This is a genomic window from Martinezella sp. CNPSo 3964 (assembly GCF_057784375.1).
The window spans coordinates 45,187-57,310 of record NZ_JBXSOW010000012.1 but is presented as its reverse complement, the minus strand read 5'-3'; the positions used below and the strand labels follow the sequence as shown (position 1 = coordinate 57,310).

Annotated in this window: 13 protein-coding genes; 6 read left to right on the top strand and 7 right to left on the bottom strand. The window is 59.5% G+C overall.

The window, feature by feature from the left end; genetic code table 11:
* Positions 1-17 precede the first annotated feature (17 nt).
* Entirely contained in the window at positions 18-479 is a 462-nt protein-coding gene (locus tag AC13Q5_RS28700) for a hypothetical protein (protein ID WP_488503986.1), read from the bottom strand.
* Positions 480-766: 287 nt separating this feature from the next.
* Between AC13Q5_RS28700 and AC13Q5_RS28695 the strand changes: the two genes are divergently transcribed.
* Positions 767-1,123 (top strand): hypothetical protein, encoded by a 357-nt coding sequence (locus tag AC13Q5_RS28695; protein ID WP_488503985.1) that lies wholly within the window; start codon positions 767-769, stop codon positions 1,121-1,123.
* 125 nt (positions 1,124-1,248) lie between these two features.
* Here AC13Q5_RS28695 and AC13Q5_RS28690 read toward each other — a convergent pair whose 3' ends face one another.
* Positions 1,249-1,506 (bottom strand): DUF2934 domain-containing protein, encoded by a 258-nt coding sequence (locus AC13Q5_RS28690; protein WP_075854985.1) that lies wholly within the window; start codon positions 1,504-1,506, stop codon positions 1,249-1,251.
* Between the two features lie 142 nt (positions 1,507-1,648).
* Between AC13Q5_RS28690 and AC13Q5_RS28685 the strand changes: the two genes are divergently transcribed.
* The 3 genes from AC13Q5_RS28685 to AC13Q5_RS28675 all read left to right on the top strand — a co-directional run bounded on the left by AC13Q5_RS28685 (position 1,649) and on the right by AC13Q5_RS28675 (position 3,750).
* Positions 1,649-2,110, top strand: coding sequence for a YbhB/YbcL family Raf kinase inhibitor-like protein (locus AC13Q5_RS28685; protein WP_488504076.1), 462 nt, complete (start codon positions 1,649-1,651; stop codon positions 2,108-2,110).
* 56 nt (positions 2,111-2,166) lie between these two features.
* A complete protein-coding gene (locus AC13Q5_RS28680) occupies positions 2,167-2,337 on the top strand; it encodes a hypothetical protein (protein ID WP_488503984.1) in 171 nt (56 codons plus the stop codon).
* Positions 2,338-2,448: 111 nt separating this feature from the next.
* Positions 2,449-3,750 carry a serine hydrolase gene (locus tag AC13Q5_RS28675; protein WP_488503983.1) on the top strand — a complete coding sequence of 434 codons (1,302 nt, stop codon included), beginning with the start codon at positions 2,449-2,451 and terminating at the stop codon, positions 3,748-3,750.
* Between the two features lie 214 nt (positions 3,751-3,964).
* On the opposite strand, the gene AC13Q5_RS28670 is transcribed toward AC13Q5_RS28675, so the two are convergent.
* The 3 genes from AC13Q5_RS28670 to AC13Q5_RS28660 all read right to left on the bottom strand — a co-directional run bounded on the left by AC13Q5_RS28670 (position 3,965) and on the right by AC13Q5_RS28660 (position 8,336).
* Complete coding sequence (locus AC13Q5_RS28670; RefSeq protein WP_488503982.1) at positions 3,965-6,340, bottom strand: phosphoketolase family protein; 2,376 nt, start codon at positions 6,338-6,340, stop codon at positions 3,965-3,967.
* A 19-nt stretch (positions 6,341-6,359) separates the two neighbouring features.
* The gene (locus AC13Q5_RS28665; RefSeq protein WP_488503981.1) at positions 6,360-7,532 is read right to left on the bottom strand and encodes an acetate/propionate family kinase; all 1,173 of its coding nucleotides are present in this window, start codon (positions 7,530-7,532) and stop codon (positions 6,360-6,362) included.
* A 105-nt stretch (positions 7,533-7,637) separates the two neighbouring features.
* A complete protein-coding gene (locus AC13Q5_RS28660) occupies positions 7,638-8,336 on the bottom strand; it encodes a DUF4336 domain-containing protein (protein WP_488503980.1) in 699 nt (232 codons plus the stop codon).
* 52 nt (positions 8,337-8,388) lie between these two features.
* On the opposite strand from AC13Q5_RS28660, the gene AC13Q5_RS28655 reads away from it, so the two are divergent.
* A complete protein-coding gene (locus tag AC13Q5_RS28655; RefSeq protein ID WP_488503979.1) occupies positions 8,389-8,976 on the top strand; it encodes a TetR/AcrR family transcriptional regulator in 588 nt (195 codons plus the stop codon).
* A 32-nt stretch (positions 8,977-9,008) separates the two neighbouring features.
* Here the strand turns inward: AC13Q5_RS28655 and AC13Q5_RS28650 are convergent, their stop codons facing one another.
* Both AC13Q5_RS28650 and AC13Q5_RS28645 read right to left on the bottom strand, forming a co-directional pair.
* Positions 9,009-9,386 (bottom strand): hypothetical protein, encoded by a 378-nt coding sequence (locus AC13Q5_RS28650; protein ID WP_488503978.1) that lies wholly within the window; start codon positions 9,384-9,386, stop codon positions 9,009-9,011.
* Positions 9,387-9,649: 263 nt separating this feature from the next.
* Positions 9,650-9,874 carry a hypothetical protein gene (locus AC13Q5_RS28645; RefSeq protein WP_488503977.1) on the bottom strand — a complete coding sequence of 75 codons (225 nt, stop codon included), beginning with the start codon at positions 9,872-9,874 and terminating at the stop codon, positions 9,650-9,652.
* 426 nt (positions 9,875-10,300) lie between these two features.
* Between AC13Q5_RS28645 and AC13Q5_RS28640 the strand changes: the two genes are divergently transcribed.
* Complete coding sequence (locus AC13Q5_RS28640; RefSeq protein ID WP_488503976.1) at positions 10,301-11,941, top strand: FAD-binding dehydrogenase; 1,641 nt, start codon at positions 10,301-10,303, stop codon at positions 11,939-11,941.
* Positions 11,942-12,124 lie beyond the last annotated feature (183 nt).

Below are 12,124 nucleotides of genomic sequence, written 5' to 3'. Positions count from 1 at the left end.
AAATCATCATGCTGCTTCTATCGCGCTTTTCGCGAGCGTTCCCATCGAGGATGGAACGAAGCGCCGTCTGCGATATTCCGCAGTTGGAAAATCCCGGTGGTGACACGCCTTGGGAGGACATCGTGCCTGACCTGAGCGATATCATGCGCATGGATGTAGACTGGCTGGATATTGTCGTCCGTCTGGTGCTGGTTGTCGTCGCTGGCACCGCGCTCGCGATATTCCCTGCCATTGTTCACCTCGATGACGGTATAGAGTTTCTCGTTGCGAAAGACGCTTGCCATCCTGGTCGTTTTGTCCTGCTCGGGGGTGGCATCGATATCCATGAAATCCAGCTCCCTTTCGGTCGCCACGATAGGGGTGTCGCGAGCGGTGCGGGCGGCAACGAGAACCTCGCCATGCGATTTTGCATCCAGCCAATTGGGGTCGTCGTCGGCGGCGATTGAGACCAGACGGTAAAGCTTCAAAGGCTTATCCATCTTCCATCTCCTCGAACGTTGGCTCCTCGAACGTTGGAAAGGCTGCAGATCGGATGGGTAGGAAGCTCGCCTGCCGTTTCGTTGGCTATGGAGAGAAAGCGGAAAAATCTCCATATTCTTCAGCACCATCGTGTCCGCTTGGCACGATCTGTAACCTCATGAGGCTAACGCCGGGCTTTGTGCATTGTTCCGGTTCGATGCCGCTCGGATGCGGGTGCTCCTCGATGGAACCATCTTTCGACGTTCCAGCTAGACCAGTGTGGAATTTGCATACATGGAGGCTTGCAATGGCATTCCAGGAACCGAACAAGCCCCGGGACCAGAAGAAGTCATTGTCCGCGACCGAGGCCCGCCAGGGTGTGCGTGGCACGCACCAGTCTACCATTCTGATCACGGCATTGGTTCTGGCGGCAGTCGTATGGGCCGGTGTTGAAGCTTGGGGTCGTTATATCGAACCAGACAAACCGCAGAACCCGGCACCGACGATAAGTTCTTCCAGCGGGCAGCCGCAGGCAGGTACGATAGACAATACGCTGCCAGCTGGACAATCGGCACAGCCCGCTCCGACCGATCGCACGGAGAACAATCAGCAGGGCGCGAAGAGCACGCCGGCCCAACCAAATCGCGGCGGAACGCAGAATTAGCAGGTCGGCTTTCGAAATTTAAGGAATCAATGCGCGTTGCGGATATCCGTTCATCTTTGAGAGGACCGGATATGGGACCGAAACGGTTCGGGAGTTTCCTGGCGGGAACTGCCGATGAGTAGAAATTATCCGGCGCGCCGGTCGTCGGAGTGCGGGTCTTCCTCGGCTTCCCGAGCATTATCCTCGGGTGGGTGTACTCCAGCCGTCCGTCGAAATCTTGCGAGCACTTCTTCGCCGTCTGCGGATGCTCGCGTTCTCTCCATGATCTCGCGCTCCCTGGCTGCCTGCTCCCAGTGATGCTGGCTACGGCCCCAGGGACGGCCGGCTGCTTCCCAAATGGCGTAGGCCCGCTTGCTGATCCACTCGAATCGTTCGTCCGTCATTTTTTCCTCCTTCGTGGACGCTCCCACAACTGCGGGTAAGGGCGAATGTTCCCTATGGGGAACAATAATGAATCTGATGTGTTCCACCTTAGGTTCAGAACTTCACAGGCTCATGAATCCACGACAAGAAGAGGAGGATCGAATGGCTTTGACGTTGATCAGCAAGGTCTTTGCTGAGGATGCGCCGATACCGGGCAAACATGCGCTGAACGGGGCAAATGTATTCCCGCCGCTCGCCTGGGGTGGCGCTCCCGGAAAGACCCAAAGCTTTGCCTTGATCATCGAGGACCTGGATGCGCGAGGTGGCACATTCCGCCATTGCGGCATCGCCAATATTCCGGCGGAGTGGAGCGGTCTGGCCGAAAACGTGGATACGATGCAGGAGCGGGCGCTGCGCTTCTATAAGAATGATTTCGGCAATGCCCGCTATGACGGTCCGCAGCCGCCGGACGGTGACCCTCCGCATCGTTATGTTTTCCGGCTCGCCGCCCTTGATGTGCCGAGGATGACGCTCCCTGAAGCCGCCGGAGCGGAAGCAATGTGGCAAAAGGTGAAGAAACATATGCTTGCAGAAGCACGCCTTACCGGCACCTATCAGTCGTAAACCATCATCTGCGGGCAGACATGACCGGCAGGCTTTGCCGCCGAGGGATGGATGCAATGAGCAGAAGAGATCAGGGCGATCGAGACAAGCGCGAGCCTCGGACATTTTCCGGGGAAGATGTCCGCCAAGGCGAGATCATCCTGAAGCGACGGTGGCAACGCCTGATGTTCATCGGCGGGCTTGCCGCCATAGTCCTTGTGATCCTGCTGGTGCGATTTGCCGGCTAGGGGCACGAAACTCAGGCGAAGACGATAGACGTCGGAGACGCCGGTTGATAATGATAGCTTGATGACGTGGAAGGTGAACGGCGCAGTCGAGTTGCGTTGGGGATCAAGATCATGTCCGCATCTGCCGTCCCACCGCCTGCTTTGTCCGAGGCCGCGATTCGCCGACTGCTTGTCGAGCGTGTCGATGAGCGCTGCTTAAGCGTCGGAATGGTCGTCGGCGTCACCGAAGCCAACCGCCATCGGATCATCGCCCATGGTCGCCGCGACAGGAGCGGCGCGGGTCTGGTCAACGAAGAAACCCTGTTTGAGATCGGCTCAATCACCAAGCTGTTCACTGCGCTGTTGCTGTCCGACATGGCAAACCGATGCGAGGTCGGGATGGATGAGCCGGTGGCGGAGCTGTTGCCGGCGGGAACACGTGTCCCGGTTCGCGATGGCAAAGCCATCACGCTTCGCGATCTGGCCTCGCATTATTCCGGACTGCCGCGGGTGGCGACAAATGGCGACCCGCCAGATCGGCCTGCCGGTCCCTATGTCGCTTACTCCGCGGAAAGGCTCTACCAGTTTCTCGCTAGCCACGAACTGATCCGGACACCTGGCGACAGCTTCGAATATTCCAATGTTGGCGTCGGGTTGCTGGGACACGCGCTGGTGCTACGCGCCGGGGCCGGCAGCTACGAAAGCCTGATCCGCGCGCGCATCCTGGATCCACTGGGTATGGACGATACAGTGATTGCGATCCCGTCACGATTGGCAGGAAACGTTGCGTCAGGCCATGACGACGATCTGGAGCCGACTTCGGACTGGACATTCGATGTGCTGGCCGGAACAGGCGCGCTGCGCTCGACCCTGCCTGATCTGTTGCGTTTTGTGGATGCGGTATGTGATCAGAGCTCAGCGATTGCGTCCATCATCCGTCCATTGATGACCCCGCGCGACCAAGGCGGGTTGGAACTGGCGAAGCCTCACCTGGATGGCGTAATCGCGCTGTCGAAGCCCGGCGGTACGGGTGGTTTCCGCAGCTTTGTCAAATGCATTCCAGAATGGAAACGCGGAGTGGCCGTGCTCAGCAATGCGAGCATCGATGCCGTTGTCGATCTCGGAGCCCATGTATTGGATCCGCGCCGCGACTTGATTTCGTATCCGAAAGAGGTTGCGATCGACCCTGCTTGTCTCGCCTGTTTGGTGGGACGCTATCAAATGAACGATTGGGTGTTCGACGTCACATCCATGGGTGGCCGGCTCCATGTTCCGGTCGGCGATCAGCATAGGGTTTTCCCGACCTCCGAATGGCATTTCTTTCACAAGAGCTCGCCCGTGCAACTCACCTTCGAACCCGGCCCGGACGGTCGAGCCGCCCGTCTGATACTGCATCACAACGGCACCGATCAGATCGCCGAAAGGATTGGGTAGGGCGGGCAGAGTGATATGCGACGACAACGAGCGCTCGAGGCAATTAGACCGAAGCAGCGGCACCCGGCTACGCCAGGTGCAATCTACCGGAAGCCTATGGCCCCGCACCACTTGCTATAATCGCTTTATTCGCTGGCGATAGGCTGGCAGCCAACGACCGGCCTTCGTCAAGCCTGCATCCAACCGCATTGGCTAAGCGCTGACGAGACCGCGCTTATCGCTTCCAGCGCCAATCCCTGATTTCAGGCATGTCTTCGCCGTGCCGCTGGACATAATCATGATGTTTGATGAGCTTTGCTTTCAAGCCGTTGACGACATCGGGCACTTTTTCCGCCAGGCCCGGAACCCGGTCGATTGCTTCAAGCGCGAGATGATAGCGATCCAGTTCGTTCAGCACGGTCATATCGAATGGCGTGGTCGTCGTACCCTCCTCGATAAAGCCGCGAACATGGATGTTGTCGTGATTGGTCCGACGGTATGTCAGCCGGTGGATCAGATAGGGATAGCCGTGATAGGCGAAGATCACCGGCTTGTCCGTGGTAAAGATCTGATCGAAGGCCTGATGATCGAGACCATGCGGATGCTGCTTCGGGTCCTGCAGAGCCAGGAGATCGACGACGTTGACCGTGCGGATCTTGAGATCGGGGATCGCCTCGTGCAGCAGCATGACGGCGGCAAGCGTCTCCATGGTCGGGACGTCACCGGCGCAGGCCATCACCACGTCGGGGGCGATCGTGTTGTCCTCGTAGCTTGCCCAGTCCCAGATGCCGACGCCGGCCTTACAATGGGCACTCGCCTCGTCGATGCTCAGCCATTGCGATTCCGGCTGCTTGCCGGCGACGATGACGTTGATCCGGTCATAGGTCCTGAGGCAATGATCGCCGACCCATAACAGCGTATTGGCATCCGGCGGCAGATAGACGCGCACAATGTCGGCCTTCTTGTTGGCAACGAGATCGACAAAGCCGGGGTCCTGATGGGAAAAGCCGTTATGATCCTGGCGCCAGACATGCGACGTCAAAAGATAGTTCAGCGATGAGATCGGCTTGCGCCACGGCAATTCGCGCGAAACCTTCAGCCATTTGGCATGCTGGTTGAACATGGAATCGACGATGTGGATGAAGGCCTCATAGCATGAGAACAACCCGTGCCGGCCGGTGAGCAGATAGCCTTCCAGCCAGCCCTGGCATAGATGCTCGCTGAGCACTTCCATTACCCGCCCATCCGGGGCCAGATGGACGTCATAATCCTCGATCGCCTCCATCCAGACCCGATCGGTGGCTTCGAAGACGCTGCCGAGCCGGTTCGATTCCGTCTCGTCGGGACCGAAGATGCGGAAATTCTGCTCGGGATCATTGAGTTTCAGCGTGTCACGCAAATAGTGGCCAAGGATTTCGGTGGATTGCACCTGCTTGCTGCCGCGCTCGCCGATCTCGATTGCGTAATCCTCGATAGGGGGAACCAGAAGCTCCTTGCGCAGCAGGCCGCCATTGGCATGGGGATTGGCGCCCATGCGCCTTTCGCCTTTCGGTGCGAGCGCCTGCAGCTCGGCTTTCAAACGTCCTTCGTCATCGAAAAGATCGCTCGGGTCGTAGCTGCGCATCCAATCTTCCAGGATCTTGCGATGACCCTCGTCGCCGCGGCAATTCGCGACCGGCACCTGATGTGCCCGCCAGAAGCCTTCGACCTTCTTGCCATCGACTTGCCTGGGGCCGGTCCAGCCCTTCGGACTGCGCAGCACGATCATCGGCCAGCGCGGCATGCCTTCGGACGATGTCCTTTCGCGTGCGTCTCTTTGTATGTCGCGGATTCGGTCGAAAACCCGGTTAAACGTGACGGCCATTGCCAGATGCATTACGGATGGTTCATGTCCCTCGACGAAGAAGGGTTCGTAGCCATAGCCCGAAAACAGCTTGCCGAGATCGTCATCGCTTTCCCGGCCGAGAATGGTCGGATTGGCGATCTTGTAGCCGTTGAGGTGGAGGATCGGCAGCACGGCGCCATCACGCGCCGGATTGAGGAATTTGTTGGAATGCCAGCTTGCAGCCAGAGGTCCGGTTTCGGCCTCGCCATCGCCGATGACGCAGGCAACGATCAGATCGGGATTGTCGAAGGCGGCGCCATAGGCATGCACGAGCGCATAGCCGAGCTCGCCGCCCTCGTGAATGGAGCCGGGCGTCTCAGGCGCGGCATGGCTCGGAATGCCGCCGGGGAAGGAAAACTGCTTGAACAGCCTTTGCATCCCGTCCGCCGTTTCGGAGATATCCGGATAGATCTCGCTATAGGTGCCCTCGAGATAGGTATTGGCGACCATGCCGGGACCGCCATGGCCGGGGCCGCACATGTAGATGATGTCGAGATCCCGCGCCCTGATGATGCGGTTGAGATGCGCATAGATGAAGTTCAGCCCTGGTGTCGTGCCCCAGTGGCCAAGCAGCCGTGGTTTGATATGCTCCGGTTTCAGCGGTTCGCGCAGCAGCGGATTATCCATCAGATAGATCTGGCCGACAGACAGATAATTGGCCGCCCTCCAGTAGCGGTCGATCAGGGAAAGCTCTTCGGGCGAAAGCGGTGTGGTAACGGCGTTCATCTGCGTCTCCTCGTTTTCGTCAAGCGATGAGGGCAACGGCCTCGTCGGCGATTACCCGTTCCTCGTCGGTCGGGATCACGAACAGCTTCACGCGGCTCGATGCCGCGTTGATTGCGATCGAGTTGCGCATGTTCGCACCTTCATCGATCTCAATACCCAACCATTGCAACCTTTGTGCAACGCGGGTTCTGATCTGCGGCTGGTTCTCACCAATGCCGGCGGTGAAGACGATCGCATCGAGACCGCCGATCGTGGCGCATAATCGGCCGACTTCGCCGGATATGCGCAGGCAGAACAGATCTATGGCTTCGGCGGCTTCCGGGCTCTTGTCATCGAGCAGAACCCGCGTGTCGCCGCTGATGCCGGAAACGCCGAGCAGGCCGCATTCATGGTAGAGGAAGTCCTCGATCTTTTCCGGCTGCGGCATTCCAGTTCTCATGAGATAGAGCAATGCGCCCGGGTCCAGCCAGCCGGGACGGGTCGCCATCGGGATGCCGTCCAGCGCCGAAAATCCCATGCTGGTATCGCGGCTGATGCCGTTTTCCATCGCACAGAGGCTGGCGCCGCTGCCGAGATGGCAGGCCACGACCTTGCCTCTTGCAGCTTCCGGATCGATCTTTCGAAGCTGCGAGGCGATATATTTGTAGGAGAGGCCGTGAAAGCCGTAGCGGCGCACGCCGTCGTCATGCATGGCGCGCGGGATCGCCAGCCGACGCACCAGGTCGGCTTGCGGCGCATGGAAGGCCGTGTCGAAGGAGGCGACTTGCGCGACCTCGGGACGCAACGTTTCCACCGAGCGGATGGCACGCAGGGCCTGTGGCTGGTGCAGCGGCGCAAGGGGCACGAGCGTCTCGATCCGCTCGATTGCAGCGTCATCCAGCAGGGTCGCCTCTTGAAACGTCAGGCCACCATGGACGACGCGGTGGGCGACCGCGCGCAGCCTGCCGGGAAGGTGAGCCAGCATATGATCCAGCGTTGCGGAGATGACGGAGACGAACTGCGCCCCGTTATCGCCCCTGATCGCCTTCTCGTATCTATCCGGGCCGATGGAATAGCGAAGCATCAATGGGCTCTGATCGAAATCGATCTTGCCGCGGCCGACATTCCTTGGCCCCTCGGTCGCCAGTTCGAAGACCCCGATTTTCAAGGTCGAGGAGCCGGCGTTGAATGTCAGCAAGACATCGTCGGACATGTCAGCCTCGAATGAAGAGTGTCGACTACCGCAAGTTAGTGCGTTCGCTTGCGGAGGCAACTATGCAGACGGTCGCAGGCGGCTCTTTCTCGCCAAATGAGGCCGTCATTCACCGGCAAGCCAGCGAAATGCGCGCCGAAGAAACACCTGACCATTCGCGGTGATCGGGGTCCCGTGCGCCATCAGAACCTTTTTCGCGGGCCAGGCCAGAATATGGTCGAGCGCGGCGCGAGCGACCTGACGATCGGTAAAAGCCACACGAAATTTGCGGGGCACGGAGGGTTCTGGCGCCACCATGAGATCGAGCCGGGCGACGAGGCCCCGCCATCCCTTGAACCAATCCCGCGGAAATTGTTGGAGGAGATCGGCAAAGATCGCCGTCTCGCTGCGGTGGTGAAAGAGGACGGATTCCGTCGTTATCCGGTTTCCCTCGACGATGACGACATCGATCTCTCCCGTCCAGGCGGAAATCGGCGTGTCACGGCGAAGGTCCTCATCAAAAGCGATATCGCTGCGCTTTTCCCGCAGGCCGGGAGGTGCGTAGATTTTCGCCTCGGGAAAAGCTTCGTGCCATTCGGCAAGCCATGTGTGATGCAGTGCGTTCGGCGGCACGAGGTGCCGCACCGTGCCTAAAGCTTCGATCTCAAAGCGCAGATCGCTTGTGAGTTCCACGGGCGACCATAGGACCAGATCGCCATTGGTCAGCCGGATGACGGCCATGCGCGTCGGATAGTGAAATCCCGCCGCAGCCGTCACGACCGGGCCATCGGCAATCCAGATATCGGGACCGAATTCCTTCAACATGGCAGCATCCGATTTCATTTACACATGTGTAAAATTACACTATTGTATAAAAATGACAATCTTGAAGCGCACGGAACGATCGCGAAAACTCATCCTCGATGCTGCGGATGTGGCTTTCAGGGAACTTGGATTTGCTGCAACCTCCATCGAGGAAATAGCGGGCCGCGCCGGTTTGACGCGCAAGACAGTCTACAATCTTTTTCGCTCAAAGGAGGAGATCGCGCTCTGCCTGATCGGACTCGTCGAAGCACAGGATGCCGGCTATCGCGTGAGAATGGCGGCAAACGAGAATGTTTTGTCCCTGCTCGAACTGGTGCTCGTCGACAGCGCAAGCTGGTGCCTCGCCAATCCCTCGCTTGCAAGGCTTGCTCTCAGCCCCGCCGAACGGCCGTCGCTCGAACCGCCCGCCGATCGGCCTTCGTTTCAGGGCTTGGTGAGGGACATTCTGGTTCTTGGCCAGCGGCAAGGGATCATTCGCAAGGACGAAGACCCCAGTTTCATGACCCTTGTCCTGCTCGGCGTTTTTGGACAATCCATGCTGACATCGCTGTCAAAGGGATCGTTCGAGGAGCAGGAGATCAGCCACATAATCCGCATCCTTGTCGAAGGCATCGGTTCTACCGCGCAGCCCTTGCGTTGACGGCCCTCAAGCGACATCGCTTCTAGGCGGCCTCAGACCTCCATCACGTCTTCAAACGCTTCGGGAAAGCTTTCGCGCGCCAGTTTTTCGTTGATCACAAACATGGCTTCGTACGAGGCCGGGTCGAAATCCTTGTCGGCTGGCAGGACTTCTCGTCCAAAGAGGAGGTTCAGCCGAGCGGCGTCGAGATTGCCGCGCTCGAAGGGTTCAGCTCCGAAATAGTGCCAAAGCGCGTGCAGGAATGCGGCGTCGATCCGGTGTTCCTGCGTTCCCGGCCGCGCGCGGCGCGGCAGTTTCTTGATCGGCGTCACGCCCTTGGGATTTGCGCGGCGAATGGTGAATTGTACGCCGGTACCCGGCATGCCCGAAGGAAAGCCGCGGTGTTTCGTCATGTCGGGAAGCTTGCCCATGGCTGATGCTCCTCTCTCGTTAAGCAATCGAATGGCGCCTTTTCCGATGTCAGGCAAGCCGATGCGATGGAGAAGGCGGTGGAGGGCGCACTCTGTCGTGATTTCCTGCTCCCAGTCAATTGCGAGCCTGGGTTTTCGCGGTTCACCGAAAGGATGTCACGCAGGCTCGATAGCGGGGGCATCGCCTCTCCGCGCTTTGTTCCTTCGAAGACGGCGTGATGCGCGGAGCGGGGAGGGGAGGGTTATCGGTTCCGGGGCAAAAATTATCGCTCAAGAGTGAGCGGAGCGATTTGCGGAGGGGAGCCATGCACGGAAAAGTTCAATTCCACCTCAAGCAAATGATACATGAGTGCGGCGAGGGCGACAAAAAAGACGGTGCCTAGAATGAAACGAAGCAATATCGGCCAAAGATAAGCGGTAATGATCGGCGTCAGGCGCGCCAACAGCGCAAGCCAATCGACAAGCGTGGGCGTCTTGCGTTTATACATGATGCTTCCCCTGCGGGATCTGGCTGTGTCATTTGGCGCTATGCCCGTCTACGCTCGACGCTCCATACCTGCTGAAGGCCCTTTCGTGGCGACAGCGGCTGCCTCGTCGGAAAAAGGGGCGATTGGTCGCCTGTCGGCATCGGAAGACAACATGAATATGGTGCAGGTTTCGTGGAGATGGGATGCAGGCTTGGTGGATGCCGCCATTCGATCCATTGCCCTGCCGGCTATCTGATCGTGTAGGAACGGCGTTCGAGCGCCGTTGCGTCCGGTGCGCAGTCCGGATGCGCCACAACCGAAAGCGGTATTGATGGGAGGCATGAAGCCACCCAACGATGGATTCCTGACCCTCATCAGATCTGTTTTACTTTTACGTAAGCTTCATTAGACTTCCAGATGAGTACGCTATTCGCTGGGGGAGAACGAATGAGCAGTCGTGCGGATGTTGTCATCGTCGGAACAGGCTTGTCCGGCCTTGTTGCCGCCTGCGAGCTGATAGAGCGCGGGAAACGGGTGATCCTCGTCGATCAGGAGCCGCGCGCGAGCCTGGGAGGTCAAGCCTTCTGGTCGCTCGGCGGGCTGTTCATGATCGATACGCCGGAGCAGCGGCGGATGCGCATCCGCGACAGTCTCGATCTCGCCCGTCAGGATTGGCTGGGTGCGGCGGGCTTCGATCGGGCTGAGGACTTCTGGCCGCGTGCCTGGGCGGACGCCTATCTCAATTTTGCCGCCGGCGAGATGCGCAGCTGGCTGCATGGGCTCGGCATGCGCTGGTTTCCCGTCGTCGGTTGGGCTGAACGTGGCGGGGGGCTTGCCGACGGGCACGGTAATTCCGTGCCGCGCTTCCACCTCACCTGGGGCACGGGGCCTGGCGTTCTCGATCCATTCCTAAGGCGGGTTTTGGCGGCGGAGAGGGAAGGCAAGGTCGAGCTGTTGTTCCGTCGGCGGGTGACGCGGCTGATCGGAGACGCCAATGGCATTACCGGCGTGGAAGGTGAGATCCTGGCGGAGGATGGTGTCTCCCGGGGTCAGCAGTCGAACCGTGACGTCGTGGGGGACTTCCGTATCGAGGGTGCGGTGATCATCGCAAGCGGCGGCATCGGCGGCAATCAGGAGCTGGTTCGTAGTGCCTGGCCCGTCGAACGTCTTGGCGCTCCGCCTGATCGGATGCTGAGCGGTGTGCCCCATCACGTGGACGGCCTGATGATCGGTCATGCCGAGGCTGCCGGTGCAAGGCCGATCAACGGTGACCGGATGTGGCACTATACCGAAGGCATTACCAACTGGGACCCGATCTGGCCGAACCACGGTATTCGCATACTGCCTGGCCCGTCTTCGCTCTGGTTCGATGCCAATGGCAACCGCATGCCGGCACCCTGCCTGCCGGGCTTCGACAGCCTTGCGACGCTGCGGCATATCTGCAAGCTCGGCCATAGTTACAGCTGGTTCGTGACCACGCAGAAGATCGTCAAGAAGGAGTTCGCTCTTTCGGGTTCCGAGCAGAATCCGGATCTTACGGGACGAGACATAGGATTGCTCCTGCGCAGCCGCCTTGGCCGGTTGGCTCCCCCGCCGGTGGAAGCCTTCAAGGCGAAGGGTAAGGATTTCATCGTCGCCGAAACGCTGGAAGAGCTGGTCGCCGGTATGAACCGCATCGGCGATCACCCGCTCGACCTTGCGCATCTGCGCTCCCAGATCGAAGCCCGCGACCGCGAGTTGGGCAATCCCTTCGCCAAGGATGCCCAGATCGTCGCGTTGAGACAGGCGCGTGGCTATCTCGGCGATCGATTCATGCGCACTGCTCCACCGCATCGCATACTGGATGCAAAGGCCGGCCCTCTGATCGCCGTTCGCCTCAACATCCTCACGCGCAAATCCCTGGGTGGGCTCGAAACCGATCTGAATAGCCAGGCGCTTGGGCGGAGCGGCGCACTCATACCGGGATTATATGCCTGTGGCGAGGCGGCGGGCTTCGGTGGTGGCGGATACCACGGCTACAATGCGCTGGAGGGCACGTTCCTGGGAGGGTGCATTTTCTCTGGCCGCAAAGCAGGACGGGTAGCATGAGCTGGTCGAAATAGACGCCGTTCCAGGAAGGGTGTCCGACGACACTGCGAGGGCATGCAGTCTCGTCGGACGCTGCAATGGCCGGCCCGGGGGTGGCATCCAAGCCGGTAGCTTAATTGATAGCATCTACCAGAGGTTTATTTAACCTACCCGAATGGACGGCTGGAAATCCTGGCGGTGGGG

Coding starts and splice junctions, on each gene's coding strand:
- AC13Q5_RS28690 (WP_075854985.1), bottom strand. CDS start 1,506: ATGACGGACGAACGATTCGAGTGGATCAGCAAGCGGGCCTACGCCATT.
- AC13Q5_RS28655 (WP_488503979.1), top strand. CDS start 8,389: ATGACAATCTTGAAGCGCACGGAACGATCGCGAAAACTCATCCTCGAT.
- AC13Q5_RS28650 (WP_488503978.1), bottom strand. CDS start 9,386: ATGGGCAAGCTTCCCGACATGACGAAACACCGCGGCTTTCCTTCGGGC.
- AC13Q5_RS28665 (WP_488503981.1), bottom strand. CDS start 7,532: ATGTCCGACGATGTCTTGCTGACATTCAACGCCGGCTCCTCGACCTTG.
- AC13Q5_RS28675 (WP_488503983.1), top strand. CDS start 2,449: ATGTCCGCATCTGCCGTCCCACCGCCTGCTTTGTCCGAGGCCGCGATT.
- AC13Q5_RS28700 (WP_488503986.1), bottom strand. CDS start 479: ATGGATAAGCCTTTGAAGCTTTACCGTCTGGTCTCAATCGCCGCCGAC.
- AC13Q5_RS28660 (WP_488503980.1), bottom strand. CDS start 8,336: ATGTTGAAGGAATTCGGTCCCGATATCTGGATTGCCGATGGCCCGGTC.
- AC13Q5_RS28670 (WP_488503982.1), bottom strand. CDS start 6,340: ATGAACGCCGTTACCACACCGCTTTCGCCCGAAGAGCTTTCCCTGATC.
- AC13Q5_RS28680 (WP_488503984.1), top strand. CDS start 2,167: ATGAGCAGAAGAGATCAGGGCGATCGAGACAAGCGCGAGCCTCGGACA.
- AC13Q5_RS28685 (WP_488504076.1), top strand. CDS start 1,649: ATGGCTTTGACGTTGATCAGCAAGGTCTTTGCTGAGGATGCGCCGATA.
- AC13Q5_RS28695 (WP_488503985.1), top strand. CDS start 767: ATGGCATTCCAGGAACCGAACAAGCCCCGGGACCAGAAGAAGTCATTG.
- AC13Q5_RS28645 (WP_488503977.1), bottom strand. CDS start 9,874: ATGTATAAACGCAAGACGCCCACGCTTGTCGATTGGCTTGCGCTGTTG.
- AC13Q5_RS28640 (WP_488503976.1), top strand. CDS start 10,301: ATGAGCAGTCGTGCGGATGTTGTCATCGTCGGAACAGGCTTGTCCGGC.